The 26101-nt window shown below is 72.9% G+C and carries 27 protein-coding genes; 8 read left to right on the top strand and 19 right to left on the bottom strand.

Annotated elements, in window-relative coordinates:
- Positions 1–133: 133 nt before the first annotated feature.
- Both ACFYP3_RS31295 and ACFYP3_RS31300 read right to left on the bottom strand, forming a co-directional pair.
- On the bottom strand, positions 134–1117 hold the full coding sequence (locus ACFYP3_RS31295; protein WP_388839874.1) for an acyl-CoA dehydrogenase family protein: 984 nt from the start codon (positions 1115–1117) through the stop codon (positions 134–136).
- Positions 1117–2262, bottom strand: coding sequence for an acyl-CoA dehydrogenase family protein (locus tag ACFYP3_RS31300; RefSeq protein WP_388839877.1), 1146 nt, complete (start codon positions 2260–2262; stop codon positions 1117–1119). The genes ACFYP3_RS31295 and ACFYP3_RS31300 overlap by 1 nt, the downstream gene beginning before the upstream one ends.
- Before the next feature lie 174 nt (positions 2263–2436).
- On the opposite strand from ACFYP3_RS31300, the gene ACFYP3_RS31305 reads away from it, so the two are divergent.
- The 5 genes from ACFYP3_RS31305 to ACFYP3_RS31325 all read left to right on the top strand — a co-directional run bounded on the left by ACFYP3_RS31305 (position 2437) and on the right by ACFYP3_RS31325 (position 7293).
- Positions 2437–3219: an SDR family oxidoreductase gene (locus ACFYP3_RS31305; RefSeq protein WP_388839880.1), complete on the top strand. Its 783-nt coding sequence runs from the start codon at positions 2437–2439 to the stop codon at positions 3217–3219.
- Between the two features lie 26 nt (positions 3220–3245).
- Positions 3246–3875, top strand: a complete 630-nt coding sequence (locus ACFYP3_RS31310; protein WP_388839882.1) for a TetR/AcrR family transcriptional regulator — start codon at positions 3246–3248, stop codon at positions 3873–3875.
- A 23-nt stretch (positions 3876–3898) separates the two neighbouring features.
- Complete coding sequence (locus tag ACFYP3_RS31315) at positions 3899–5056, top strand: acetyl-CoA C-acetyltransferase (protein WP_388839885.1); 1158 nt, start codon at positions 3899–3901, stop codon at positions 5054–5056.
- A 247-nt stretch (positions 5057–5303) separates the two neighbouring features.
- Positions 5304–5507, top strand: a complete 204-nt coding sequence (locus ACFYP3_RS31320; protein ID WP_052872633.1) for a cold-shock protein — start codon at positions 5304–5306, stop codon at positions 5505–5507.
- A 100-nt stretch (positions 5508–5607) separates the two neighbouring features.
- Positions 5608–7293, top strand: a complete 1686-nt coding sequence (locus ACFYP3_RS31325) for a DEAD/DEAH box helicase (RefSeq protein ID WP_388839889.1) — start codon at positions 5608–5610, stop codon at positions 7291–7293.
- 61 nt (positions 7294–7354) lie between these two features.
- On the opposite strand, the gene ACFYP3_RS31330 is transcribed toward ACFYP3_RS31325, so the two are convergent.
- Genes ACFYP3_RS31330 through ACFYP3_RS31350 form a run of 5 tightly spaced genes read right to left on the bottom strand, consistent with a single transcriptional unit; the run spans position 7355 to position 11742 of the window.
- Positions 7355–8290, bottom strand: coding sequence for a tyrosine-protein phosphatase (locus tag ACFYP3_RS31330; protein ID WP_388839892.1), 936 nt, complete (start codon positions 8288–8290; stop codon positions 7355–7357).
- Positions 8291–8320: 30 nt separating this feature from the next.
- Positions 8321–9394, bottom strand: a complete 1074-nt coding sequence (locus ACFYP3_RS31335) for an NAD(P)H-dependent flavin oxidoreductase (protein ID WP_388839895.1) — start codon at positions 9392–9394, stop codon at positions 8321–8323.
- A gap of 4 nt (positions 9395–9398) precedes the next feature.
- Positions 9399–10145, bottom strand: a complete 747-nt coding sequence (locus ACFYP3_RS31340) for a CoA-transferase subunit beta (protein WP_388839898.1) — start codon at positions 10143–10145, stop codon at positions 9399–9401.
- The gene (locus ACFYP3_RS31345) at positions 10142–10996 is read right to left on the bottom strand and encodes a CoA transferase subunit A (protein ID WP_388839900.1); all 855 of its coding nucleotides are present in this window, start codon (positions 10994–10996) and stop codon (positions 10142–10144) included. Before ACFYP3_RS31345 ends, ACFYP3_RS31340 begins: the two co-directional genes overlap by 4 nt.
- Positions 10993–11742: an enoyl-CoA hydratase family protein gene (locus ACFYP3_RS31350; protein WP_388839903.1), complete on the bottom strand. Its 750-nt coding sequence runs from the start codon at positions 11740–11742 to the stop codon at positions 10993–10995. The genes ACFYP3_RS31345 and ACFYP3_RS31350 overlap by 4 nt, the downstream gene beginning before the upstream one ends.
- A gap of 56 nt (positions 11743–11798) precedes the next feature.
- Here ACFYP3_RS31350 and ACFYP3_RS31355 point away from each other — a divergent pair, with 56 nt between their 5' ends.
- The 3 genes from ACFYP3_RS31355 to ACFYP3_RS31365 all read left to right on the top strand — a co-directional run bounded on the left by ACFYP3_RS31355 (position 11799) and on the right by ACFYP3_RS31365 (position 14000).
- Complete coding sequence (locus ACFYP3_RS31355; RefSeq protein ID WP_388839906.1) at positions 11799–12563, top strand: SDR family oxidoreductase; 765 nt, start codon at positions 11799–11801, stop codon at positions 12561–12563.
- A gap of 1 nt (position 12564) precedes the next feature.
- The gene (locus tag ACFYP3_RS31360) at positions 12565–13476 is read left to right on the top strand and encodes an SDR family oxidoreductase (protein ID WP_388839909.1); all 912 of its coding nucleotides are present in this window, start codon (positions 12565–12567) and stop codon (positions 13474–13476) included.
- 80 nt (positions 13477–13556) lie between these two features.
- Positions 13557–14000 carry a VOC family protein gene (locus ACFYP3_RS31365; protein ID WP_388839912.1) on the top strand — a complete coding sequence of 148 codons (444 nt, stop codon included), beginning with the start codon at positions 13557–13559 and terminating at the stop codon, positions 13998–14000.
- Between the two features lie 10 nt (positions 14001–14010).
- Here ACFYP3_RS31365 and ACFYP3_RS31370 read toward each other — a convergent pair whose 3' ends face one another.
- From ACFYP3_RS31370 to ACFYP3_RS31425, 12 genes are all read right to left on the bottom strand, one after another.
- Positions 14011–14730: a TetR/AcrR family transcriptional regulator gene (locus ACFYP3_RS31370; RefSeq protein WP_388839915.1), complete on the bottom strand. Its 720-nt coding sequence runs from the start codon at positions 14728–14730 to the stop codon at positions 14011–14013.
- Between the two features lie 64 nt (positions 14731–14794).
- Positions 14795–16150 (bottom strand): amino acid permease, encoded by a 1356-nt coding sequence (locus tag ACFYP3_RS31375; RefSeq protein ID WP_388839918.1) that lies wholly within the window; start codon positions 16148–16150, stop codon positions 14795–14797.
- Positions 16147–17775 (bottom strand): FAD-binding oxidoreductase, encoded by a 1629-nt coding sequence (locus ACFYP3_RS31380; protein ID WP_388839921.1) that lies wholly within the window; start codon positions 17773–17775, stop codon positions 16147–16149. The genes ACFYP3_RS31375 and ACFYP3_RS31380 overlap by 4 nt, the downstream gene beginning before the upstream one ends.
- Before the next feature lie 146 nt (positions 17776–17921).
- Entirely contained in the window at positions 17922–18674 is a 753-nt protein-coding gene (locus ACFYP3_RS31385; RefSeq protein ID WP_388839996.1) for an SDR family NAD(P)-dependent oxidoreductase, read from the bottom strand.
- 46 nt (positions 18675–18720) lie between these two features.
- Entirely contained in the window at positions 18721–19917 is a 1197-nt protein-coding gene (locus tag ACFYP3_RS31390; protein WP_388839924.1) for an MFS transporter, read from the bottom strand.
- A 119-nt stretch (positions 19918–20036) separates the two neighbouring features.
- Complete coding sequence (locus ACFYP3_RS31395; protein ID WP_388839927.1) at positions 20037–20630, bottom strand: TetR/AcrR family transcriptional regulator; 594 nt, start codon at positions 20628–20630, stop codon at positions 20037–20039.
- 61 nt (positions 20631–20691) lie between these two features.
- Positions 20692–21198 (bottom strand): cupin domain-containing protein, encoded by a 507-nt coding sequence (locus tag ACFYP3_RS31400; RefSeq protein WP_388839930.1) that lies wholly within the window; start codon positions 21196–21198, stop codon positions 20692–20694.
- A gap of 3 nt (positions 21199–21201) precedes the next feature.
- On the bottom strand, positions 21202–22146 hold the full coding sequence (locus ACFYP3_RS31405; protein ID WP_388839933.1) for a methionyl-tRNA formyltransferase: 945 nt from the start codon (positions 22144–22146) through the stop codon (positions 21202–21204).
- A 48-nt stretch (positions 22147–22194) separates the two neighbouring features.
- Entirely contained in the window at positions 22195–23373 is a 1179-nt protein-coding gene (locus tag ACFYP3_RS31410) for an acyl-CoA dehydrogenase family protein (RefSeq protein WP_388839936.1), read from the bottom strand.
- A 44-nt stretch (positions 23374–23417) separates the two neighbouring features.
- Positions 23418–24911, bottom strand: a complete 1494-nt coding sequence (locus ACFYP3_RS31415; RefSeq protein ID WP_388839939.1) for an FAD-binding oxidoreductase — start codon at positions 24909–24911, stop codon at positions 23418–23420.
- 57 nt (positions 24912–24968) lie between these two features.
- On the bottom strand, positions 24969–25391 hold the full coding sequence (locus ACFYP3_RS31420) for a chorismate mutase (RefSeq protein ID WP_388839942.1): 423 nt from the start codon (positions 25389–25391) through the stop codon (positions 24969–24971).
- Positions 25388–25912: a flavin reductase family protein gene (locus tag ACFYP3_RS31425; RefSeq protein ID WP_388839945.1), complete on the bottom strand. Its 525-nt coding sequence runs from the start codon at positions 25910–25912 to the stop codon at positions 25388–25390. Before ACFYP3_RS31425 ends, ACFYP3_RS31420 begins: the two co-directional genes overlap by 4 nt.
- Positions 25913–26101 lie beyond the last annotated feature (189 nt).

A 26101-nucleotide genomic window follows, 5' to 3' on the forward strand; every position in this document is an offset into this window, starting at 1 on the left:
AACGCACTGCCGCCGAGGTGTCCGACCTGTCGTCACGTTCGGCGCCCGAGGAGACACCCCGGCGCGCGCCCGCCCCCACCACAACCGGCCCCCACCCCCGACCCCGCCCAAGCGGCGCAGCCAAAAGGCCCCCCTATCCCTCCCGCCGCCGGAGGACCTCCGCTCGGCAGGTCGACGGGGTGCCCCACGCGTCTCGGAGGGGGCGGGACTTGCGCAGCCACAGGGAGAGGTCCAGTTCCTCCGTGTAGCCGACCGCGCCGTGCAGTTGGAGTGCGGTCATCGCGGCCCGGTGGCAGGCTTCGCCGGCCGACAGCTTCGCCGCCGCCACGTCCGGCGCGGCCGGCGACAGGGCCGCCGCCCACACCAGCGGGCGGGCGAACTCCAGCGCGAGCAGGGTGTCCGCCAGGCGGTGCTTGACCGCCTGGAAGGACCCGATCGGGGCGCCGAACTGCGTGCGCTGCTTCGCGTACTCCACCGTCCTCGCCAGCAGCGCCTCGCCGACCCCCAGGCACTGGGCCGCCGTCAGCAGGCGCGCCCACCGCAGGGCGACGTCCGCCGCCGCCACCACCGCCGGGCCCGCGGCCAGCAGTTCGCCGTCCGGGTCCGGCCGGAACAGCCGCCGCGCCGGGTCCGTCGACGCCAGCAGTTCCCCGCACCCGCCCGCCAGCCGTAGCTCGCCCGCCGGCGACACGGTGAAGCAGTGCGTCGCCGCGTCCGCGTCCAGGGCGTACGGACCGCCGCCCGGCAGGGTCAGCGTGGCCGAGGCCTCGCCCGCCACGAGGCCCGGGACGAACCGTTTCGCCAGCCCTTCGTCACCCAGTTCCGACAGGAGGACCGACACGGCCGCGCTCTCCACCACCGGCCCCGGCACCCCCGCCCGGCCCAGCTCCACGAAGCCGAGCGACAGCTCCACCGGGAGCAGCCCGAGGCCCTCGTACGGCTCCGGCGCGGCCAGCGCGAACAGGCCCGTCCCCGCGAGCCGGGACCGCAGCTCCCGCCCCGGCCCGTGCTCGCCGCCCGCCCAGGCCCGTACTGTCGCCGGGACCTGCGCCGCGCCCAGCAGGGACCGCAGGGTACGCGCGAAGTCCGACTGCTCGTCGGTCGGCAGGAAACGCATCAGCGGCGGCCCTTCGGGAGGCCGAGCAGCCGCTCGGCGATGATGTCGCGCTGGATCTCGTTCGTCCCCGCGTAGATCGGCCCGGCCAGGGAGAAGACCCACGGCTCGGCCCACTCGCCCTCGGCGAGCTCCGCGTCCGCGCCCAGCAGGTCCAGCGCCGTCTCGTGCAGGGCGATGTCGTACTCCGACCAGAACACCTTGTTCAGACTGGACTCGGCGCCGATCTTCTCGCCCGCCGCGAACCGGGCGGCGTTGGCCCAGGTGAACAGCTCGTACGCGCGCGCCCCGACCACCGCGTCCGCCACCCGGTCCCGCAGCGCGGTGTCGCGGGGGTCCCCCTGCGCGCGCCACAGCCCGGACAGCCGGTCCGCCGCCGCCAGGAAGCGGCCGGGGGAGCGCAGGGTCAGCCCCCGCTCGTTCCCGGTCGTCGACATCGCGATCCGCCAGCCCTGTCCCGGTTCCCCGATCACGTCCTCGTCCGGTACGAAGACCTCGTCCAGGAAGAGCTCCGCGAAGGCCGGCTTGCCGTCGAGGCGGCCGATGGGCCGCACCGTGACCCCCGGCCCCCGCAGGTCGAACATCAGGTACGTCAGTCCCTGGTGCGGTTTGGGGGCGTCCGGGTCGGTGCGGAAGATCCCGAACGCGCGGTCGGCGAAGGCCGCCCGCGAGGACCAGGTCTTCTGCCCGGACAGCAGCCAGCCGCCCTCCGTCCGTACCGCCCGCGACTTCAGCGAGGCCAGGTCGGAGCCCGACTCCGGCTCCGACCAGGCCTGTGCCCAGATCACCTCGCCGCTCGCCATCGACGGCAGCACCCGGGCCCGCTGCTGCGCCGTCGCGTGGTCGAAGAGGGTCGGCGCGAGGAGGTTGATGCCGTTCTGCGAGACCCGGCCGGGCGCGCCCGCCGCCCAGTACTCCTCCTCGAAGACCAGCCACGTCACGAGGTCCGCGCCCCGGCCCCCGTACTCCTCGGGCCAGGACACCACCGACCAGCGGTCGGCGTGCAGCAGCGCCTCCCACTCCCGGTGGGCCGCGAAGCCCTCCCGCGTCTCCAGGGAGGGCAGCGGCCGCGCCGGGACGTGCTCGGCCAGCCAGGCGCGGGCCTCGGCCCGGAAGGCCTCCGTGTCCGCCGTGTGCACCAGCTCCATCAGCCGTTCGCCTCCTTCAGGGCGGCGCTCTGCACGGCGGACACGTTGATGCCGCCGAGCTAGTGCCCGATCCTTCCCTAACAAGTGTTTGGTAGGTTAACGTACGGCCATGAGCAGCGTCGAGGAGTTCCCCATCGCCGAGCGGATCCTCGGCCTTCCCCAGGAGGTGCGGGCGTGAGCACCCCCCACTACGTCCCCGGGCACGGACTGCTGGAGGACCGCACCGCCGTCATCACCGCGGCCGCCGGGGCCGGGATCGGCGGGGCCACCGCCCGCCGCTTCCTGGAAGAGGGGGCCCGCGTCGTCATCGGCGACGCCCACGCCCGCCGCCTCAAGGAGACGCAGGAGGCGCTCGCCGCCGAGTTCGGGGCGGACAAGGTCGCCTCCCTGCCCTGCGACGTCACCGACGAGGACCAGGTCGCCGCCCTCTTCGCGCTCGCCGAACAGACCCACGGCCGCCTCGACCTCGTCGTCAACAACGCCGGACTCGGCGGCACCGCCGCCCTCGTCGACATGACCGACGAACAGTGGGGCAAGGTTCTCGACGTCACCCTGAACGGAACCTTCCGCTGCACCCGCGCCGCACTGCGCTCGTTCCGGGCGTCCGGCGGGGGCGGGGTCATCGTCAACAACGCCTCCGTCGTCGGCTGGCGGGCCCAGACCGGCCAGGCCCACTACGCCGCCGCCAAGGCCGGGGTGATGGCCCTGACCCGCTGCGCGGCCCTGGAGGCCGCGGAGTTCGGCGTACGGATCAACGCCGTCGCCCCGAGCCTGGCCATGCACCCGCACCTGGTGAAGGTCACCAGTGCGGAGCTGCTGGCCGAGCTCACCGCCCGCGAGGCCTTCGGCCGGTACGCCGAACCCTGGGAGGTCGCCAACGTCATCGTCTTCCTGGCCAGCGGCTATTCCTCGTACATGACGGGCGAGACCGTGTCGGTCAGCAGCCAGCACGCCTAGCGGATGCCGTGGCCGAGAATGGACGCGTGCCAACGAACCAGCCGACACCCAAGAAGAAGCCGCAGGTGACGGCCTCGCCCGAGCGGCGCCGTGAACTCCTCGACACCGCCGCCGAGGTCTTCGCCGCGCAGGGCTACAACGCCACCACCGTCCGCAAGATCGCCGACGCCGCCGGCATGCTCGCCGGCAGCCTCTACTACCACTTCGATTCCAAGGAATCGATGCTCGACGAGATCCTCTCCGCCTTCCTCACCGAACTGTGGGAGGGGTACGACACCGTCCTCGCCGCCGGTCTCGGCCCCAGGGAGACCATCGAGGCCCTCGTCACCGAGTCCTTCCGGGAGATCGACAGGCACCGCGCCGCCGTCGCGATCTACCAGAAGGAGTCCCGCACCCTCTCCGCCCAGCCCCGCTTCCACTACCTGTCCGACTCGCAGCAGAAGTTCGAGAAGGCCTGGCTGGGGACGCTGGAGCGGGGGGTCGCCGCCCGGGTCTTCCGCGCCGACCTCGACGTCCGCCTCACCTACCGCTTCGTGCGCGACACGGTGTGGGTGGCGGCGTCCTGGTACCGGCCGGGCGGACAGCACAGCCCCGAGGAGATCGCCCGCCAGTACCTGTCGATGGTGCTGGACGGGATCGCCCTCCGCCCCACGTGACAGAGCCGATCCGAGGAGTCCCGATGCCCGAGGCCTACATAGTCGACGCGGTCCGCACCCCCGTGGGTCGGCGCAAGGGCGGACTGTCCGCCGTGCACCCGGCCGACCTGGGTGCGCACGTCCTGAAGGCGCTGGTCGAGCGGTCCGGGGTGGACCCGGCCGCCGTGGAGGACGTGGTGTTCGGCTGCCTCGACACGGTCGGTCCGCAGGCCGGCGACATCGCGCGGACGGCCTGGCTGGCCGCGGGCCTCCCGGAGGAGGTGCCCGGGGTCACCGTCGACCGCCAGTGCGGGTCCTCGCAGCAGGCCGTGCACTTCGCGGCGCAGGGGGTGCTCTCCGGCACCCAGGACCTGGTCGTCGCCGGCGGCACCCAGAACATGTCGATGATCCCGATCGCCTTCGCCTCGCGGCAGGCGGCGGAACCCCTGGGGCTCACCGAGGGCCCGTACGCCGGATCGGCGGGCTGGCGGGCCCGGTACGGCGACGCCCCGGTCAACCAGTTCCACGGCGCCCAGCTCATCGCGCGGAAGTGGGGGATCAGCCGCCAGGACATGGAGGAGTTCGCGCTCCGCTCCCACCGGCGGGCGATCCGGGCCATCGACGAGGGCCGCTTCGCCCGCGAGACCGTGGCGTACGGGGACGTGAGCGTGGACGAGGGCCCGCGCCGGGACACCACACTGGAGAAGATGGCGACCCTCAAGCCGGTGGTCGAGGGCGGCACCATCACCGCCGCGGTCTCCTCCCAGGTCTCCGACGGCGCGGCGGCCCTGCTGATCGCCTCCGAGCGGGCCGTACGGGAACACGGCCTGCGGCCCCGCGCCCGCATCCACCACCTCTCCGTCCGCGGCGAGGACCCGATCCGCATGCTGTCCGCGCCGATCCCGGCGACGGCGTACGCGCTGAAGAAGACCGGCATGTCGCTGGCCGACATCGACCTGGTGGAGATCAACGAGGCCTTCGCCCCGGTGGTGCTGGCCTGGCTCAAGGAGACCGGAGCCGACCCGGAGCGGGTCAACGTCAACGGCGGCGCGATCGCCCTGGGCCACCCCCTGGGCGCGACAGGGGTGAAGCTGATGACCACGCTCCTGCACGAGCTGGAGCGCACCGGAGGCCGCTACGGCCTCCAGACGATGTGCGAAGGCGGCGGCCAGGCCAACGTGACGATCATCGAGCGGCTCTGACCCCGGCCGTGGAGGGGCCCCGACACCCCCGGCGGAACCGGGGCCCCACCGGGACTTTTCACACGAACGGCGCAGGTCACACGGTCGCGGTCACACCGTCGCGCGGAGGTGTGCTAGCTTAGAGCTCGTTGCAGTTGTGGTACCCATGAACTTTATGTGCGCCTGACGGGAATGATCCTCAGGCGCTTTTATTGTTTTGCCGGAATCTCCGGATGGGGCCCTTTGCCGCCTATTCAGGAGATTCAAAATGGCACTTGGCACCGTGAAGTGGTTCAACTCGGAAAAGGGCTTCGGCTTCATCGAGCAGGACGGTGGCGGCCCGGACGTCTTCGCCCACTACTCGAACATCGCCACCCAGGGCTTCCGTGAGCTCCAGGAGGGCCAGCGCGTGTCCTTCGACGTCACCCAGGGTCAGAAGGGCCCCCAGGCGGAGAACATCGTCCCCGCCTAATTCCTTCAGCATGCCGGGGTCCGCACCGTGAGGTGCGGACCCCGGCTTGTCTGCTGTTTCGACCTAGTAGTACCTGCCGGTTTCAGGAGGGCATTTCCGCATGACCAGCTCCAGCTCCGCACGACCCAGCCGCCGCCCCACCCGGGGCCGAGGCGCGGCCCAGGGACGTCCGAAGGCTGGTGCGGGACGGCAGAAGTCCGCCCCCGTTGCCAGGCCGCAGGAATTCACCATGCCCGAACCGCTGACCCCGGCGCTCCCGCCGGTCGCCGCGTTCGAGGACATGGACATGCCCGAGGCGTTGCTGAAGACCCTCGCCGCCCAGGGCGTCACCGAGCCGTTCCCGATCCAGGCCGCGACGCTGCCGAACTCGCTCGCCGCCCGCGACCTGCTCGGCCGCGGCCGCACCGGCTCCGGCAAGACGCTGGCCTTCGGCCTGGCGCTGCTGGCCCGGACCGCCGGCCACCGCGCGCAGCCGAAGCAGCCGCTCGCGTTGGTCCTCGTACCGACCCGTGAGCTCGCGCAGCAGGTCACCGACGCCCTGGCCCCGTACGCCACGGCCGTCAACCTCCGCATCGCGACCGTCGTCGGCGGCATGTCGATCAACCGGCAGTCCGGCGCCCTGCGCCGCGGCGCCGAGGTGCTCGTCGCCACCCCCGGCCGTCTGAAGGACCTCATCGACCGCGGTGACGCCGACCTCTCGCAGGTGGGCATCACCGTCCTCGACGAGGCCGACCAGATGACCGACATGGGCTTCATGCCGCAGGTCACCGCGCTGCTCAAGCAGGTACGGCCCGAGGGCCAGACCATGCTCTTCTCGGCGACGCTCGACAAGAACATCGACAAGCTCGTCAAGATGTTCCTGAGCGACCCGGTCGCCTTCTCCGTCGACCCGTCCGCCGGCGCGGTCAGCACGATGGAGCACCACGTCCTGTACGTCATGGACGAGACCGACAAGAAGGCCGTGGCGACGCGTATAGCCGCTCGCGACGGCCGGGTGATCATGTTCGTGGACACCAAGCGCGGGGTCGACCGCATGGTCAAGAAGCTCCTCGCGGACGGCGTCCGCGCCTCCGGCCTGCACGGCGGCCGCTCCCAGCCGCAGCGCAACCGCACCCTGGACTGGTTCAAGACGGGCGAGGTCACCGCGCTGGTGGCGACGAACGTCGCCGCGCGCGGCATCCACATCGACGACCTCGACCTCGTCGTCAACGTGGACCCGCCCACCGACCACAAGGACTACCTGCACCGCGGCGGCCGTACCGCCCGTGCCGGCGAGTCCGGCAGCGTGGTCACCCTGGTGCTGCCCGACCAGAAGCGGGACATGACCCGTCTGATGTCGGACGCCGGGATCTCCCCGCGCACCGCGCAGATCAAGTCCTCCGACGCGGAGCTGTCCCGGCTCACCGGCGCCAAGGAGCCCTCGGGCATCCCGGTGGTGCTGGACGTGCCGCAGCCGACCGCGCCGAAGCCGCGCAGCGGCTCCGGGTCCGGTGCGGGCTCCGGCTCGCGCCGCCGTTCGGGCGGTCCGCGCACCGGCTCCGCCACGGCCGGCGCCCAGCCGGCCGCCGGCCGTGGCCGCCGTTCCGGCGGCGGTGCCTCCGGGCAGGCTCCGGCGGCCTCCGGGTCGGGCCAGGCCCGCCGCGGCGGCCAGGGCGGCGGCGCGGCCGCCGGCTCCGGCGAGCGCGGCCGGCGTACCGGTGGCGGCGCCCCCTCCGGTGGTGCGGCCGCGGCCTCGGCCCGCAGCCGCGTCGGCTCGGGCGGGCAGGGCCGCCGCCGCGCGGTCTGACGTACTCGGTGACCACGACGCCGGGCCGTGCTACTCGCACGGCCCGGCGTCGTGCTGTCCGCTAGCGGACCAGCTTGTCCTGGAGCTTCGCCAGGGTCCGCAGGTCCAGGCCGAGGCCGTCGGTCAGGTAGCCGTAGAAGCTGCCGTAGTCGGCCTCCATCCGGGCCGTCGCCGCGTCCAGATAGTCCTGCCGGACCTCCTGGAGCGGGATCAGCAGGTCCGGGTTCTGCATGCGCCCCGACTGCTTCAGGCCCGCCCGCAGCCGGGCGTCGTAGGCGGCGCGGAAGGTGTTCGACGCCAGGTAGTCGCGCGCGGCGGTGTCCTCGGGGACGGCCAGCGCGCGCAGCAGGACGTAACTCATCCAGCCGGTCCGGTCCTTGCCGGACGTGCAGTGGTAGAGGAAGGGCCCCTGGCCGCCGTCCGCGATCTCCCGCAGGGTCGCCGCGAACTGCGCCCGGTTCTCGGGGCCGGTCACGAACGTCCGGTAGATGTCGCGCATGTAGGCCTCGGCTCGGCCGCCGCCGAGCATCTGCTCCTGCGTGACGGGGTCGCCGCTGGCGATCGCGCCGACGAGGGTTCCGTAGAGGCCCAGGTCGCTGACCGGGCGCGAGGTGGCGGTGAGCCCGGACGGCAGCCGGTCGGCGCCGTCGTACTGGAGCTCCATGGGGATGCGGAAATCGACGACCTTCGTGAGGCCGAGACCGGAGACGGTGGTGACGTCGGCGTCGGTCAGCTTGCTCAGTGCGTCGGAGCGGTAGACGAGCCCCTGGCGGACCCTGCCGCCGGTCCAGGTGCGGTAGCCGCCGATGTCACGGACGTTGACGGCGCCCTGGAGGGGAATCTGGCGAATCGTTTCTGCTTGGGGCTGGGCCTGGTGGTGCCGGGCACTGACCCCGGCTCCGGGCGCCGCCGCCGCGTACGCGGAGGCGGGCAGGGTCCCGATGGCGAGAGCGGCGGCGGCCGCCGCGGTCGCCAGGCGGATTCGGGCACGGCTCATGGAGGCGACTCCTGTGACGGAGAAGGGGGATCACCCTGGTGGTGGCAGGGTGCGGAGCGAGTGCAGTGCTTCGAGTGCCTGTTGTGCCTCGGCCATGACGCGGGAGACGAGCTCCGCGCAGGAGGGGAGATCGTCGATCACCCCCGCGACCTGGCCCGATGCCATGACGCCGAGGTCCGTACGACCCTCGACCATGGACGCCTTGAGGAGCATGGGGGTGTTCGCGGCGAGCAGGACCTGGCTCCAGGACAGGTCCTTGCCGTGTTTCATCGCGAGGCCGTCGCGGACCATCCGCGGCCAGCTCAGCCCCGACAGCTTCCGGAAGCCGGCCGCGTGCCGGACCGCCCGGGCCAGGGCCCGGGTGCGGCCCGCCCGCTCCAGGGAGTCGACCAGCGCGGTGCGCAGCATCCGGTGCGGCAGCCCGTCCACGGCGGTGGTGACGGTGACGTCCTTGACCGTGGCCCTCAGGTACTCGGCCTTCACGGCGTCCGGGACGGTGGAGTCGGAGGTCAGCAGGAACCGGGTGCCCATGGCGATGCCCGCGGCCCCGTACGACAAGGCCGCGACCAGTCCGCGGCCGTCGCTGAAGCCGCCCGCCGCGATCACCGGGATGTCCACGGCGTCCACCACCTGGGGCAACAGCACGGTCGTGGCCACGTCCCCGGTGTGCCCGCCGCCCTCGCCGCCCTGGACGATCACCGCGTCGGCGCCCCAGGCCGCGACCTTCTCGGCGTGCCGCCGGGCCCCGATCGAGGGGATGACGACCACCCCCGCCTCCTTGAGCCGCCCGATCAGCTCCCGGGAGGGCGCGAGCGCGAAGGAGGCGACCCGCACCCCCTCGTCGATGATCAGTTGGGCGCGCTCGGCCGCGTCCCCGGCGTCCGCGCGCAGGTTGACCCCGAAGGGCGTTCCCTCCGGGACGCGGGACTTGACCTCGTGGACCGCCGACCGCAGCTGGTCCACGGTCATCGTCGCCGAGGCCAGGATCCCCAGCGCCCCCGCGTTCGCCGCGCCCGACACCAGGCGGGGGCCGGCGACCCAGCCCATGCCGGTCTGCACGATCGGGTGCTCGACGCCGACGAGCCTGGTGAATGCCGTCTCCATCGGATCAGCCCCGCACTTCGCGCTCGCGCAGCCCGTCGGGGTCGATCACCTCGCGGATCAGCCGCAGCTCGTCCGGCGTCGGGTCCCGCGTGTACGGGACCTCCTCGGCGGCGGCCAGCTCGAACCCGGTGGCCGCCCTGACCTCCCGGGCGGTGACCCCGGGGTGCACCGAGACCAGCCGCATCGTGTGGCCGGGTCCGCCGAAGTCGAGGACGCCGAGATCGCTGACCACCCGGGGGAGGTGGTGGAAGCGGGTCACCCCGGCCGCCTCGGCGCGGTCGTAGCCGACCCCGCTGACCATGTCCACGCGCGCGACGAAGACCCGGGTGGAGTGCTTGGGGACCCAGTAACTCACCGCGTTGTTCAAGGTGTTGACGGGAGCCCCGCGCACCCCGAGGAGCTGGCGGGCCGGCCGTTCCCAGTCGCCGATGCAGGAGATGTTCTGGTTGCCGAAGCGGTCGATCTGGCTGGCGCCCATCATCACGTGCCGCCTGCCGCCGGTGACCATGGTCAGGTGGCGCCGGTACGGGAGCCAGCCCTCGGTCGTGCCGTCGAGGCCGACGAGCAGGGCCTCGCCGTCGGTCAGCAGCAGGTCGGGGGAGAAGGTCCGCTTCGCGAGCCGGGCCCCGAAGGAGGGGATCAGGCCCATCGGGCTGGCGAGGACCTCGCCGTTGTCGCGCCAGGCCTCGGCGCAGGCGATCACGCAGTATTCGGCGCGGGTGACGGCCGCGGTGGTCGGCGTGGTGGTCACGGCTGCTGCTCCTCGTGCCAGGTCCGTACGGCGGACTGGTAGGCGTGCTCGCCCGCCCCGGAGAGGAAGCGTGCCGAGAACTCGGGCCAGGGGGTGGTCGCGTAGAGCTTCTGGAAGGGTTCGTCGCGGCCGTAGTCGGGGGCGCAGGAGGTGAAGTGCGCGCCGTTCGGGGTCTCCACGACCCCGGTGACGGAGTGGCGGCTGACGAGCAGGGACTGCGGGGGGCCGGCCTTGGCGAGCTCGGCGGTCTCGACGAGCTGCTCGCAGGAGACGTAGGCGCAGTCGGCGGCTTCGCAGAAGAGGTCGTCGAAGTAGGGGTCCGGGCCCAGGTACTGGGCGTTGCCGAGGCGGTCGGCCCGGTTCAGGTGGACCAGGGCGGCGTCCATCCGCAGCGCGGGGACGGCGACGAGCTCCTCGCCGTCGGCGTAGGGGGAGGTGACCGTGCGCAGCTCGGGGTTGACCCGCATCACGTCGGAGCCGAGGCCGGCGCGGACGGGGAGGAAGGGGAGCCGGTTGGCGGCGGCGTGCAGGCCCCACATGAACATGGCCTCGTCGAGCTCGGTGAGGGTGAAGGCGGCGCGCTCGCGGGCGGCCCGGAAGTGGGGCTCCAGGGGGATGGAGTCGAGGGTGGCGAAGGGGGCGACGAGGTGGCGGATGCGGCCGGCTGCGGCCAGCAGCCCGACGTCGGGGCCGCCGTACGAGATCACGGTGAGATCGGTGATCTCGGAGCGGAGCAGTGCCCGCACCAGGGCCATGGGCTTGCGCCGGGATCCCCAGCCGCCGATGCCGACGGTCATCCCGCTGCGCAGCTGTCCGACCACCTCCTCGGGGGTCATGGACTTGTCCGTCATGAGCGCTCTCCCTTCCCGAAGGTGTCGCGGACCCGGTCGGCCACCCCGCTGAGGTTGGCCTCGAAGGTGAAGCCCTGCTCGAAGCGGTAGCTGCGGCGGACGTCCACGGGGTCGATGCCGTTGATGGCGGCCTTGGCCAGCCGGATCAGGTAGCCGTCCTTCCGGGCGATCTCGGCGGCCAGTTCCATCGCGGCGGCGCGCAGTTCGCCCGGCGGGACCACCTTCCAGACCGAGCCGTGCGCGTGGAGTTCGGCGGCGGTGGCGGTGCGCGAGGTGTAGTACAGGGCCCGCATCAGGTGCTGCGGGACCAGGCGGGCCAGGTGGGTGGCGGCGCCGAGCGCGCCCCGGTCCAGCTCCGGCAGGCCGAAGGCGGCGTCGTCGGAGGCGACGATCGCGTCGGCGTTGCCGACGAGGCCGATGCCGCCGCCCAGGCAGAACCCGTTCACGGCCGCGACGACCGGCACCTCGCACTCGTAGACGGCGGCGAAGGCCTCGTAACAGCCCCGGTTGGCGCCGATGAGGGCGGCGTGACCGCGGTCGCGCTGCATCTCCTTGATGTCGACCCCGGCGTTGAACCCGCGGCCTTCGGCGGCGAGGACGACGCAGCGGACCTCGGGGTCGCGGCCGGCGGCGCGGAGGGCGTCGGCGAGGTCGTACCAGCCCTGCACGGGCAGCGCGTTGACGGGCGGGAAGTCGACTGTGACGAGTGCGATGCCCTTGTCCGGGCGTGAGGTGGAGACACCCATGAGCGGATCAGCTACCTTTCCACCAAACATTTGTTAGGTGAGGAAGGTAGCAGCCCATGGAGCTCGACGGGAGGGTGGTCGTCGTCACCGGAGGAACCCGGGGCGTCGGCGCCGGGATCGCCCGGTCGTTCCTCGCGGCCGGCGCGCAGGTCGTCGTCTGCGCCCGGCGGCCGCCGGAGGAACCGGTCTCGGCGGATGGCCGCAAGGCCTCCTTCGACGCCGTCGACCTGCGCGAACCCGCCGCCGTACACGCCTTCTTCGGCGCGGTCGCCAGCCGGTACGGACGCCTCGACTGCCTGGTCAACAACGCGGGCGGCACCCCGTACCGGCTGCTGGGGGAGGGCGCGGCGGAACGCCACGCGCGGGTCGTCGAACTGAACCTGGTGGCGCCGATGACGGCCTCGCTCGCGGCGTACCCGTGGCTGCGGGAGGCCCGCGGCTCGGTGGTGATGATCGGCAGCGTCAGCGGGACCCGGCCCTCGCCGGGGACGGCGGCGTACGGGGCGGCGAAGGCCGGCCTGGAGAACCTGGCCCGGTCCATGGCGGTGGAGTGGGCGCCCGAGGTACGGGTGAACTCGCTGGTCCTGGGCATGGTGCGGACCGAGCTGGCGCACCTGCACTACGGGGACGAGGCCGGGGTCGCGGCCGTGGCCGCGACCGTCCCGCTCGGGCGGCTGGCACAGCCCTCGGACGTGGGGGAGGCGGCGGTGTTCCTGGCCTCCGGGCGGGCGGCGTACGTGAGCGGGGCGAGCCTGCTGGTGCACGGCGGCGGGGAGCGCCCGGCGTTTCTGGATGCGGCAACTGTGAACAGGGAGAGCTGAGATGGCGGGACTGTGCGAGGGCCGGGTCGTGGTCGTGACGGGCGCGGGCCGGGGGCTGGGCCGGGCCCATGCGCTGGCCTTCGCGGCCGAGGGGGCCCGGGTCGTCGTCAACGACCTGGGCGTCGGCCTGGACGGGCTGCCCGGGCCGGACGGTCCGGCGGCGCGGGTGGTCGCCGAGATCGAGGCGCTCGGCGGGGAGGCGGTGGCGCACGGCGGGGACATCGCGACCTCCGCGGGCGCGACCTCGCTGGTGGAGAGGGCGCTCGGCGCCTTCGGGCGCCTGGACACCCTGGTCAACAACGCGGGGTTCCTGCGGGACCGGATGCTGGTCAACCTGGACGAGGACGACTGGGACGCGGTCGTGCGCGTCCACCTGAAGGGGCACTTCCTGCCGATGCGGGCGGCGGCCCTGTGGTGGCGGGCGGAGGCGAAGGCCGGCCGGCAGGTCGCGGCCCGGGTGGTCAACACCTCCTCGGGGGCCGGGCTGCTGGGCTCGGTCGGCCAGGGCAACTACAGCGCGGCCAAGGCCGGGATCCTCGGCCTCACCCTGGTCGCCTCGGCGGAGATGGGCCGGTACGGGGTCCAGGTCAACGCGATCGCCCCGGCGGCCCGGACCCGGATGACGGAGCAGACCTTCGCGCAGACCATGGCCGCCCCGCAGGAGGGCGCCTTCGACGCGATGGCTCCGGAGAACGTGTCCCCGCTGGTGGTGTGGCTGGGCTCCGAGGCCTCGGCCGGGGTCACGGGCCGGGTCTTCGAGGCGGAGGGCGGCCGGATCACGGTCATGGAGGGCTGGCGGCCCGGCCCCACGGCCGACCGGGACTCCCGCTGGACCCCCGCCGAGGCGGGCGAGGCCACGCTGGAACTCCTCGCCGCGGCGCAGGCCCCGCCGCCGGTGTACGGCGCGCGGTAGCGGTCCGGTCCGGTCCCGGCGGCGGGGGCGGAGGCTAGGGTTCCTGTCCGGGACACGAGCCGAAGGGACACGAACCGACGATGGCCGTCACACCGACCCCGCAGAAGATCACCACGTTCCTGATGTTCGAGGGGCGAGCCGAGGAAGCCATGGGCTTCTACGTCTCGCTCTTCGACGACGCGGAGGTGCTCTCCATCAGCCGCTACGGCCCCGACGAGCCCGGACCCGGGGCGGGGCCCGAGGGGTCCGTGCGGCACGCGACCTTCTCCCTGGCCGGCCAGCAGTTCATGTGCATCGACAGCCCGGCCAAGCACGCGTTCGGTTTCACGCCCGCGGTGTCGCTGTACGTCCAGTGCGCGGACGAGGCCGAGATCGACCGCCTCTACGGCGCGCTCGCCGAGCAGGGACAGGAGCTGATGCCCCTGGGCTCGTACGGATTCAGCCACCGGTTCGGCTGGGTCAACGACCGCTTCGGCGTCTCCTGGCAGCTGAACGTCGCGGCCCCGCCCAGCGCGGGCGGGTGACGGGACGGGCTCAGGCCCCGGCCTCGCCCGCCCCGGGCTGCTCCAGGCCGAGCATCTCCAGGGCCGAGTCCATCTCCGCCTGGAACAGCCGGCGGGGATTGGCCTCGGGGCCGAACTGACCGTAGACCTCCAGCGCGACGGGACCGTACATCCGGCCCCACACCCGCAGCGAGGCCAGCAGCGCCTGCGGCGGGAGGTGGGGGAAGCACTCGCGGGCGAGGGCGGCGAGGGAGGGGACGAAGTCGCTCCACTGCGCCTCGGCCCGCTTGAGCTGCTCGGGAGCGGCGGGCCAGGCGGCATCGACCAGGCCGAGGAGGATCATGCAACATCGGCGGGCCGCCGCCACGACGGCGTCGTGGGTCGGGGCGTACCCGGGGGAGCTGTCCCCGTAGGTGAGGCGGAACTCCGCGGGGCGGGTGCGGGCCCACTCCCGGAAGGTGTCCGCGACCGCGAGGAGCCGGGCCGCGGTCGCCTCCTCGGGGAGCGCGTCGCGGGCCAGCTCCTGCTGGTCGGCGAGCCGGTTGTAGGTGTCGGCCGCCAGGGTGGCGAGCAGGTCGTCGCGGGTGTCGAAGTAGCCGTACAGGGCCGCGGCGGTCATGCCCATCTCGCGCGCGATGCCGCGCAGGGTGATCCCGGCGACGTCGCCGGACGCGAGCAGGGCGAGCGCCACCTCCTTGATCTCGGCGGTGGTCTCGATCCGAAGGCGTTCACGGCGCGACAGGGTCTGCATGGCGGGGGCTCCTCCTCAGGGACACGGCGAGAGTGTCTTCTACCCCCGTACAAACACCGTTTACTTACCTTACCGTGTTGACGAGCCGCAACTCGGCGGCCCTCCTGCGGCCCTTGGTGAGGGCGCACGCCACCAGCACCACGGCGAGGCTGCCCAGGCTCATCAGCAGCTGGGGGCGGGTCTGCGCGGTGAACAGCATCGAGCACAGGATGGCCGAGAAGGCCGCGATGACCAGCAGCGTCAGGTACGGGAACCCCCACATGCGGAAGGTCGGCCGGCCGGGGTCGGTGCGCTCGGCGCGGATCCGCAGGACGAACTGGGAGACGGCGATCCCCAGGTACATGATGATCAGCACCGCGCCGGTCGAGTTGAGCAGGAACGGGAACGTCCGCCCGGGGCTGACCGCCTGGGCGGCGACGGCCCCGCAGCCCGCCACGGTGCCGAGCAGGACCGCGCGCCGGGGCACCGCCGCCCACCGGGGCGCGTCGCCGTGCCCGGCGAGGGTGGCCAGCATGCGCGAGGAGGCGTACAGCGTGGAGCCCAGCACCGACAGCAGCGCGGTCAGGATCACCACCCTCATGGCGGTGCCGGCGAAGGGCACCCCGATGCGGGTCAGGGCCGTCACGTACGGGCTCTCGCCGCCGCGGATCTGCGGCCAGGGCACGATCGCGAGCACCAGCAGGACCGAGCCGAGGAAGAACACCAGGATCCGCCAGACGATCTGGCGGGTGGCGCGGGCCACGGCCCGGCCCGGGTCGGGGCATTCGGCGGCCGCGACCGCCACGATCTCGGTACCGCCGAAGGCGAAGACGACGCCGACGGTGGCGGTGAGGACCGCGCCGAAACCGTGCGGGGCGAAGCCCCCGTACGCCGTGAGGTTCCCCAGCGGCGGACCGGACGGGCCCCCGCCCAGCAGGTACGCGGTCCCCAGGGCCAGGAAGGCCAGGATCGCGCCGATCTTGACGACCGCGAACCAGAACTCGGCGTTGCCGAAGGACCGGGAGGAGCGGAGGTTCACCGCCGTCAGCCCGCCGAGGAGGAAGAGGCTGTAGGTCCAGGCCGGCACCTGCGGCAGCCAGGCGTGGACGATCTGCCCGCCCGCGATCGCCTCGATGGCCACGATCGCCACGAAGGCGTACCAGTAGAGCCAGCCGACCGTGAAGCCCGCCCAGTCGCCGAGGGCGAGGCGGGCGTAGTCGGCGAAGGACCCGGCCATCGGGCGGGCGGCGACCATCTCCCCGAGCATCCGCATGACCAGCAGCACCAGCAGCCCGGCCAGCGCGTAGCTGACGAGGGCGGCGGGGCCGGCGGCCCGGATGGTCTGCGCCGAACCGACGAAGAGACCGGTGCCGACCGCACCGCCCATGGCCATCATGGTCAGGTGGCGGCCGCGGAAGACCTGCCCGCCGTCGGTCGTCACGGCGCGACCGAGAGCTTGTGCCGGAACACGGCGTGCGGGTCGTAGGCGCGCTTGACCGCGCGCAGCCGCTCGTAGTTCCCCTTGTAGAAGAGCTCGTGCCAGGGGACGCCGGAGGTGTTGACCGCCGGGTCGGCCAGGTCGGTGTCCGGGTAGTTGATGTAGCAGCCGTCGGTCCCGGCGCCGGTCACCGGGACGCCGCCGGTCTCGGCGTAGACGTCGCCGTAGAAGGCGCGCAGCCGGGCCGTCTCCTTCTCGTCGTCCTGCGGGGCCGACCAGATCGACTGGTAGAGGACCTTGAAGACGGAGTCGCGCTGGGCGGCGGCGGTGTCCGCCTCGCCGTGGGCGTTGATGGCGCCGCCGTAGGAGAGCAGGACCATGGAGGTGTCCGGGTTGTCGGTCCGCGCCAGGTGCCGGTACGCGGCCTTCAGCTGCCGCTCGGTGAAGTCGCGCTTGTGGTAGGCGGACTTGAGGCCGACCCGGGCCAGCGGGTTGGCCCAGACCGGATTGGGCGAGCCGACCATGCGGGCCGCGTCGAGCCAGGGCAGCTCGCGGGGGGTGAACAGGTTCGGCATGGCCGCCAGTTCGCCACTGGGCCGTCCGACGGGGCGCGGGGTCAGGCCGGTGCCCTCCAGCAGGGCGGCCAGGTACGCGTCGAGGGTGGCCCGGGAGGAGGACTGGGCGTAGTGGGCGAGCGAGCCGAAGCGGCGAGCGTTGGCGTTGAAGAGGGTGGACAGGTGGCGGCCAGCCGAGTCGGGGCCGGAGTTGCGCTCGTGCCAGGCGCCGTAGTTCCGCAGGAGCCGCACGAAGCGGTCCTCGGTGAGCTCGCTCCAGGACAGCTCGATCGCCGAGGCGTGCAGCCGGGCCGGCGGGGCGGGCAGCTGCCGCTCCGGGGGCGCGTGTTCGGTGCCGGGGGTGCGGAACCAGTAGCGGGTGATCAGCCCGAAGTTGCCGCCGCCGCCTCCGGTGTGGGCCCACCACAGCTCGCGGTGCGGATCGCCGGCCTCGCGGGTGGCCACGACCGTGCGGGGGCGGCCGCCGCTGCCCGGGACGACCACCTCGACGGCGTACAGGTGGTCCACCACCAGGCCGAAGTCGCGGGAGAGGAGTCCGTAGCCGCCGCCGCTGATGTGGCCGCCGGCGCCGACGGAGTGGCAGACCCCGCCGGGCAGGGTGACGCCCCAGCCCTTGTAGAGGGCCTCGTAGACGGCCATGAGGTGGGCGCCGGGCTCCACGAAGAAGGCGCGGCGGCGCTCGTCGTATCCGACGCCGGTCATCTCGGAGAAGTCGAGGAGGACCTCCACCTCCGGGTTGCAGGTGAAGTCGGCCAGGCAGTGGCCGCCGGAGCGGACGGAGACCCGCTTGCCGCCGGCGATCGCCTCGCGGAGCGCGTTCTCGGCGTCGCGGGCCGAGCGGACCATCTTGACGTGCTCGGGGGCGGCCACGTAGCGGCGGTTGATGCCTGTGCGGAGGGAGGGGTAGCGGGCGTCGGAGGGCAGGATCCTCGGGCCCGCCGCCGCCGGGGCGGGGGCGGCGGCAGCGTCCGTGGCGGTGAGGGGGCCGGCGATCCCGGCGCCCGCGGCGACGGCCGAGGCGGCGAGGAATCCGCGGCGGTCCAGTTGCGGCATGACAGGTTCCCTTGCGTGGCGCGAGAGCGGTACGGGGCGGTGCGGTGGAGGTCCGGAGGGACGGGGCGGGGGCCGGGCCCCGCAGGGGAGCGGGGGGCTCGATGCGCCTGCGGGGCCCGGCGTCCAGGGGGTGTTTCGCCTGACGGTCAGGCGTTGGCGCCGCCGTCGACGGTCAGCGTGGTGCCCGTGACGAAGGAGGCCTCGTCGCTCGCCAGGTAGAGGACCGCGCTCGCGATCTCCGCGGCCCGGCCGTAGCGGCCGAAGACGTTCAGGCCGCGCTGGAAGTCGGCGGAGGGGCCGTCGGCCGGGTTCATGTCGGTGTCGATGGAGCCGGGCGCCACCTGGTTGACGGTGATGGCGCGCTCGCCCAGGTCGCGGGCGAGGCCCACGGTCAGGCCGTGGATGGCCGCCTTCGACATGGCGTACGGGGTGAAGCCCGGGGCGGGGACCTGCGTGGCGAGGCAGGAGCCGACGTTGACGATGCGGCCGCCGTCGGGCATGGCCGCGGAGACGGCCTGCGCGGTCAGGAAGGCGCCGCGGACGTTGACGTCCAGCGTCCGGTCGAGGGTGGCCAGCGACACCTCCGCGAGCGGCGGGCAGGTCATGTCCGCGTAGCCGGCGTTGTTGACGAGGATGCGCACGGGGCCGAGTTCGCGTACGACCTGCTCCACCGCGGCCGTCACGGCCCCGGCGTCGGCGGCGTCGGCCTCGACGGCCACGGCGCGCCGCCCGAGGGCCCGTACCTGATCGGCGACCTCTTCGGCCTGTTCCTTGTTGGAGCGGTAGGTGATCGCCACGTCGGCGCCGTGGGCGGCGAGCGTACGGGCGATCTCGGCGCCGATGCCGCGCGAGCCGCCGGTCACGAGGGCCGTGCCGTGGAGGGTGGTGGTCACATTGATTCCGTTTCTGTGCGGGGGAGTGGGGTGAGGGGAAAGGGGGGCGGGCTCAGGCCGTGGCGGGCTGCGGCTCGGGGGCGGCCGTGGTGGCGCCGCCGTCGCCGTCCTTCTTGGCGCGCAGGTCCGGCAGGAGGGTGAACAGGCCGAGGAAGGCCATGATCACGCCGAGTACGAGCGGGGCCCGGAGCCCGTAGGCGTTGATGCCGACACCGCCGAGCCAGGAGCCGATGACAATGCCGAGGGTGATGAAGGAGGAGTGCACGGTGTTGACCAGCGGGCGGGCGTTCGCGGTGCGCTGGACCCGGGTGATCATGCAGGGGTTCATCGTGACGCCGACCAGGCCGATGCCCATCATGAAGATCAGCGCGGGCGCGGTGACCTCCGCGAAGACGGCGAAGCCGGCCAGGAAGACCATGTTGAGGCCGAGCCCGATGAGCTGGGTCACGATGGTGTGCTTGTCGGCGAAGCGCCCGACGATGGTGTTGCCGACGACGGTCGCGGCTCCGTAGGCGACCAGCAGCCAGGGCACCGAGCCCTCGCTGAAGCCGGTGAGCTCGGTGAGGATCGGCGTGAAGTAGCTGAAGGCGGAGAAGGTGGCGCCGATGATCAGCGTGGAGGTGGAGAACACCAGCCACAGCCGGGGGTTCTTGAAGGCGCGCATCTCCTCGCGCACGGAGGGGCCCTCCTCCCCCTCGGCGCCGGTCACGGAGGGGACGCCGACCATCGTGGCGATGGCCGCGAGCACGGTCAGCCCCGAGATCGCCCAGAACGCAGCCCGCCAGCCGAACTGGCCGCCGACGAAGGTGGAGATGGGCAGGCCGAGCAGGGTGCCGAGCATCAGCCCGTTCATCGCGGCGCCGATCGCCTTGCCGCGCGTCTCCGGCTTGGTGATCACGGCGACGACCGAGAGCGAGACGCCGAAGAAGGCGGAGGAGGCGACACCCGTGATGACGCGCCCGATGGCCATCGTCACGTAGCCGGTGGACAGGGCGGCCAGCACGTTGCCGGCGAGGAAGACCGCGAAGAGCACCATCAGGGCGCTCTTGTGCGGGAGTTTGAGGACGGCGGTGGCCAGGAACGGTCCGCCGAGGGCCATCGCCACGGCGAACGCGGTGATCAGGTAACCGACTTGGGGGATGGTGGCCCCGAGTCCTTCGGAGATCTGGGGCATCAGGCCGGCCACCACGAATTCGCTGGTGACCATGGCGAAGATGCCGAGGGCGAGGACGTACACGGCCTTGGGCACGGCCGTCACCACCTTTCTATAACTAAACGATCGTTCCAGAACTTGGGTACGCGCAACTCCTCGGTTCGACAAAGGGGTTGCAGGGCAGTCGGTCCGGGGGGCCGGACGTCGGACGGGTGTCAGCCGGTACAGGACAGGCCCTTGAGGGCCTCGTCGACGACCTGGGTCAGGTAGGCCCGGTCCGCCGCCCGCTCCATGACGCGCAGCCCCTGGGTGAGGGTGACGAGGAGGCGGGCGGTGGAGCGCACGTCGGTGCCGGGCGCGAGCTCCCCGGCCACCCGGGCCCGCAGCAGGAGGTAGGCGAAGGCCTCCTCCAGCGAGCCCAGCGCCCCGCCGAGCCGTTCGGCGGCCTTCGCGTCCCCCGGCAGCCGCTCCAGCACGCCGTGCGTGACCATGCACCCGCCGCGCAGCGGATCGGCCAGCGCGGAGTCGACGTAGGAGAGGAGGAAGGCGCGCAGGACCGGCAGGGCGGGACCCTCGTCGGACTCGGCGAGGCTGTGCCGGGCCCGGTCCGCCTCGACGGCGCAGTACAGGTCCAGCGCCTTGAGGTAGAGGTCGTGCTTGGAGCCGTAGGCGGCGTACATGCTGGAGCGGTTGATGCCCAGCGCGTCCACCAGGTCCTGGATCGAGGTGGCCTCGTACCCCTGGCGGCGGAAGAGCTCCATGGCCGCCACCAGGGCGGTCTGCGGGTCGAACTCCTTGGGCCTTGCCATGAGCACGAGGCTACCCCATTCCCAACCGTTCGTTTCAGAAAGGCGGCGCGACCGTCCCGGCTCAATCGAAACTGGCCGGAACCACGCCGTAGCGCGCCCCCACCTCGGCCACGCCCGGCGGGTCCTCCACCGGCACCGGCACACCCGCGGTGGGCTCCGTACCGGCTTCCAGGAAGAAGTTCTCCACCCCACCCGGCGTGAAGATCAGCAGCAGCTTCGCCGAGTGCAGGGAGTGGTTGTGGAACTGGTGCGCCGTGCCGCGCGGCACGAACACGAAGTCGCCGGTGGCCGCCTCGTACGTGTTCTCGCCGACGCGGATGGTCAGCCGGCCGTCCAGGACGTAGAAGGCCTCGTCCTCGTCGGCGTGGCGGTGCGGCGGAGGCCCGCCACCGGGCGGTACGGACGCCTCCAGCACGGCGATGGAACCACCGGTCTCGACCGCGCCCGCCTTGACGCTGTAGACGTCACCGGACAGCCAGGTGGCCTTGCCGCCGCCGGCCGGAACGTGCAGGACCCGCCGCACCTCGGTGGGCACCTCGGCCTGCTGGGTCGCTTCGAACAAGGACATCTCTCAACCCACCGTCGTCGCTTCGCCGAGGAGCGCGAGGGCCGGGTCGTCGACCGCCACCTCACGTCCACCGCATTCCACCGTGACCAGCCGCAGCCACTCGCCGTCCGCGCACGCCACGTACAGCCCGCCGCCGTGGCGCACCAGCGTTCCGGGCTGCTGATCACCCGTCTCGGGGCCGCCGCCCTCCCCGTACGCCGCCGACAGCAGCCGGATGCGCTGCCCGCCGGGGGCGGTGAACCAGGCACCGGGGTTGCGGTAGGCGGCCCGTACGTGGCGTTCCACCACGGCGGCCGGCCGGCTGAAGTCGAGCCGGTAGTGCTCGTCGCGGGGCCGCCCGTAGTAGGAGCGGCGGGACAGGTCCTGGGGCGTGCGCTCCAGGGTGCCCTCCACCAGGTGCGGGATCAGGTCGAGCAGCATCAGGACGTTGGCGCGTTCCTGCATGGTGCGCAGCTCCAGGCCGGTCTCCCGGCCCGAGAGCGGGATGTGGTGCTGCATCAGCAGGTCACCGTCGTCGAGTTCGACGCCCATCTCGATGGCGGAGACGGAGCTCTCCGCGGCCCCCTCGCGGACCATCCAGTAGAAGGGCGCCAGCCCCGCGAACTCCGGCAGCGGCGAGGGGTGGAAGTTGACCGCGGTGCGGCGCGGCAGCGCCAGCAGCGGAGCCTTCAGCAGCTGCTGGAAGTTGCCGACGAGGAAGTAGTCGGTCTCCAGGGCGGCGAGTGCCTCCACGGCGTCGGGGTCGTTCACCGAGCGCGGGCGCAGGACGCGTACGCCCAGGGCGCGCGCCTGGTCGGCGACGTCGACGGCTTCCTCGTCATCGGTGAAGTACGCGCACAGCTTCCCGGGCGGCGAGGTGACCAGGGCGGCCAGCTCCACGTTCGGGTGGCCGTGCAGGATGCTCAGGAAGGGTGATCCGAGTTTGGAGTTGACTTCGGTGAACAGCACAACACGTATGGAATCCATGACGGTCGGACGCTTCTCTCGTCTCTGTTTTTAGAAGAACGGGGAGGTGGAGGAGCCGCCCAGCAGGACGTTGCCCGTGAGCTGGAGGACGGAGTCCTGGGCGACGGCGTGCTGGCACATGGTGTTGGCGTCGCGCAGCCACCGGTCCAGCGGGTTGGGCTTGTAGACGGACGACCCGCCGACGAGGTCGAAGAGCTCGTGGACGATGGAGCGCGCCGTCCGGAACGCGTGGCGCCGGGCGATGGCCGTGGCCACGCGGGCGTCGTCGCTCAGCACGTCACCGCAGGCGAGCGCGTCCCACTGCACCCGCAGGGTGCTGTACACACCGGCGCGGGCGGCGATCAGCTCGCCCTCCAGACGGGCGATCGCCGACTGGATCCGGTAGTCCTCGCGCCACGGGACGCCGGTCTCGCGGTCGGTCCGCTGCGCGGCCAGCTCGCGTACGTGGTCCAGCGCGGCGCGCGCCATCCCGAGCGGGATGCCCGGCATCTTGCGCAGGATGGCGTCCGGGGTGGCGTGCAGCGGGCCGGTCCGTTTGGGCTCGGAGAAGGAGAAGGAGCGCTCCTCGGGCACGAACAGGTCGGTGCAGGAGTAGTCCTGCGAACCGGAGCCGGCCAGGCCGGTGGTGTGCCAGGTGTCGTGGAACTCGTAGTCGCCGGGGCGGGCGATCATCACCCGCCAGTGGCGCGCGGCGCCGGTCACCGGGTCGGCCTCCGGCTCGCCGTCCTCGCCGACGACGTGGACGCCGGCGCCCAGCCAGTCGCAGTGCGAGGAGCCGGAGCCGAACTTCCAGCGGCCGGTGACCCGGAACCCGCCGGGCACCCGGACCGCCTTGCCCTGCGGATAGATCCAGCCGGAGTTGGCCATGTCGAGGGTGGGCCACATGCCGCGGGCGACCTCGTCGTCGAGGTAGCCGGAGTAGATGCCGGAGTCCATGCCGATCATCGCGCACCAGCCGACGGAGACGTCGCCGGCGGAGAGGATCTCCAGGAGCTCGGCCTGCTGCATCGAGGTCAGCTCCGGGCCGCCCCAGGTCTTGGGCATGGCGGCGCGGAACACCCCGGCCCCGCGCAGCAGCTCGACGATGTCCTCGGGCAGCCGGCGCTCGGCCTCGATGCGCGGGGAGTTCTCCCGCAGGACGGGCACGAGCGCACGGGCGCGGTCCAGGATCGCTTCGGCGGTGTCGGGTACGTACGGCGTCGTCGTCATCACGTTCTCATCAGGGGTGCGGGGCGGGTGGGACGGGGCGGCGGTCATGCGTAGCGGCCGGCGGCCATGACCCCGTGCGGGTCGACGGCCGCGCGCAGGGCGCGCTGGAGGGCGGTCTCGGGGGTGTCGGCCGTACCGGCGGCGGCCCGGGCATGGCCGGAGTCGAGCCGGTAGGGGCGCAGGCCCGCCTCGCCGAACCAGAGGTGGGCGAGGTCGAGCGCCCGGTGGGCGGCCCCGGTCTGCGCGCCGCGGTCGAAGGGGAAGGACACGACGAGGTCGATGACGTCGGCGTCGAGGGCGTTGACCGTGGAACCGGGCCGGATACCGGTGGCCAGGTGGATGCGGTCGAGGATGTCCAGGGCCCGGACCACCGCGGCGCCGTCGAAGGGCAGGAACGGCAGGAAGAACAGCCAGCCGTTGCCGTCGGCGTCCACCCGCTCGGCGGTGGCGCCGGTGGCCGAGGCGAGCATCCGCTCGTTGTGCGCGACCGAGCCGCTGTAGGCCGCGTGCACCACGTGGGCGACGACGTCCCCGTCGGCGGGCGGCTCCTCGTCGCTGGAGGTGACCGAGGTGAACAGGCCCGTCTCGGCCATCTCGGCCAGCAGGGCCGCCTTGAGGGCGGCGGCCGAGCGCTCGGTGCCCTCCACGCTCAGGTGGGCGACGTAGCCGCCGGCGGTGTCCCCGCCGCCGTACGTGGCGGTCGAGGCGGTGTCGTACACCTTGATCACGCCGGCGATGAGGCCGTTCGCCTTCCAGACGCGCAGCGCGTCGACGGCCCGGTGCAGCGTCTCGCGGTGGAACCCCGCGCGGACGGTGCTCTGGCGCTGCGGGCGGGGCAGCAGCCGGACCACGGCGGCGGTGACGATACCGAGGTCGGACTGGGTGAACAGGTGCAGCAGGCTGGGGCCGAGGCCCAGCGGGTTGAAGCCGTCGCCCTTGCCGTGCGCGGCGTCGCCGGGCCACCAGCCGATGTGCGCGACCGCGCCGTCGGGCAGGACGACCTCCAGGCCGAGCAGGTCCTCGGTGCGCTGGTGGCGCAGGCCCACCCCGCGGTCCACGGTGTTGCCGAGGACGCTGGTGTGGCCGGAGGACGCGGTGACGTTCAGCATCCGCCCGGTGCCGGCGAGCAGTTCGGAGAGTTCCTTCTGGGTCACGCCCGGCTCGACGACCGCGTAGCCCGCTTCGGTGTCGAGCGTGCGCAGGGCGTCGAGCTCGTCCAGTTCGACGCGTACGACGGGGCCCGCGGCCGGCTCCTTGGAGCCGAGTCCCCAGTTGCGGCCGGTGGAGACGGGCTGGAGGCCGGGGAGTTCGGCGCCCGAGGCCTTGGCGTGGTGGAAGGCGCCGACCAGGGCGCGCACGTCGGCGACGGAGCCGGGGCGCAGGACGGCACGGGTGTCGCGCGGGGCGAACGCGGAGACGTTGGGGTCCGGCGGCAGCGGTGCGGCGGCGGCGTCGTGCCGCACGCGCTCCGCGCCGAGGGCCTGCCGGAGTTCTTCCAGCACGGCCTTGAGATCCGGGTACAGGTACGGGTCTGGCATGCCTCGACCTCGATCGTGATGTGGGTGGTCGGTGAGGTGGACGACTGGGGGGACTGACTACCCGGGGGACTGCGCGGGACGGGTGGGCGCGGAGTCGCCGAGGTAGACGGGCGCGAGCGGGCCGCACGAGGTGACGTGGGCCAGGACGCGTACGGTGCGGGCCGGCGCGCCGGCCCAGGCGGTGTCGGCCGCGCACAGCGCGGGCACCTCCCAGCCCTCCTCGCGCAGGGCGAGGGCCGGGGTGTCGCTGGTGAGGTCCGGGCTGCAGGTGAACAGCAGGCTGATGACGGCCTCGCGCTCCAGGCCGTTGCGGGCCAGGAGTTCGCCGACGAGCGCGCGGGTGGCGGCGGCGATGTGCCGGGGAGTGTCCTCGGCCACCATGGTCGCGCCGCGAACGGCACGTACCGCGGGCACGGCGTGCGCGGCCGACGGCGCGGCCGGTCCGGACGCGGCCGGTCCGGACGCGGCCCCGGGGCTCACTCCGCGCCCGCCGGGGCGGGGGTCAGCCGGCCCCGGTGGAACAGGAGCGCCCCTCCGGTGTCCTCGCCGGGGCGCACGTGTTCGACGCGCCCGAGGAAGAGCGTGTGGTCCCCGCCGGGGAACCGCTCCTCGATCCGGCAGCCGAGGGAGGCCAGGGCGCCGGGCAGGTACGGGCGGGCGTCCACGCCCTCGCCCTCGGTGGTGAAGTGCGCGTCCAGCTCCTGACCGAACGGCTTGTCGCGGGAGGCGAACAGCCGCGCCAGGTCGCCCTGTCGGTCGGAGAGCAGGTGGACCTGGAACTCCCCGGTCGTGTCGATCGCCGGGTAGGTCCGGGAGGACTTCATGACGGAGACCAGGACGCGGGGCGGTTCGAGCGAGATGGAGACGAACGAGTTGGCGGTCATCGCCACCGCGTGCGCGCCCTGTCCCGACGACAGCACGGTGACGCCGGTCGGGAACAGGCGCATCACGGACCGGAGATCGTCCGCTACGGGCATGGCAGGGCCCAGAGTTGTGGCCATTTCCCCCTCCTCAGGAGTTATCGGCAGAAGAAAACTTAACAGAGTTTAGTAACGATCGAAAGCCAGGTCAGGGGCCTACTGACAGCCCTTAACGCAATCGAAACGGTCGTTGGACCATGGAGTTAACGGAGCGCGGCAGCGCCGACTGTGCGGGCCCGGCCCGCTGATGAACGCCGGCCAGACCACGCT

The organism is Streptomyces sp. NPDC005533 (genome assembly GCF_042871845.1).
Classification (GTDB): Bacteria; Actinomycetota; Actinomycetes; order Streptomycetales; family Streptomycetaceae; genus Streptomyces.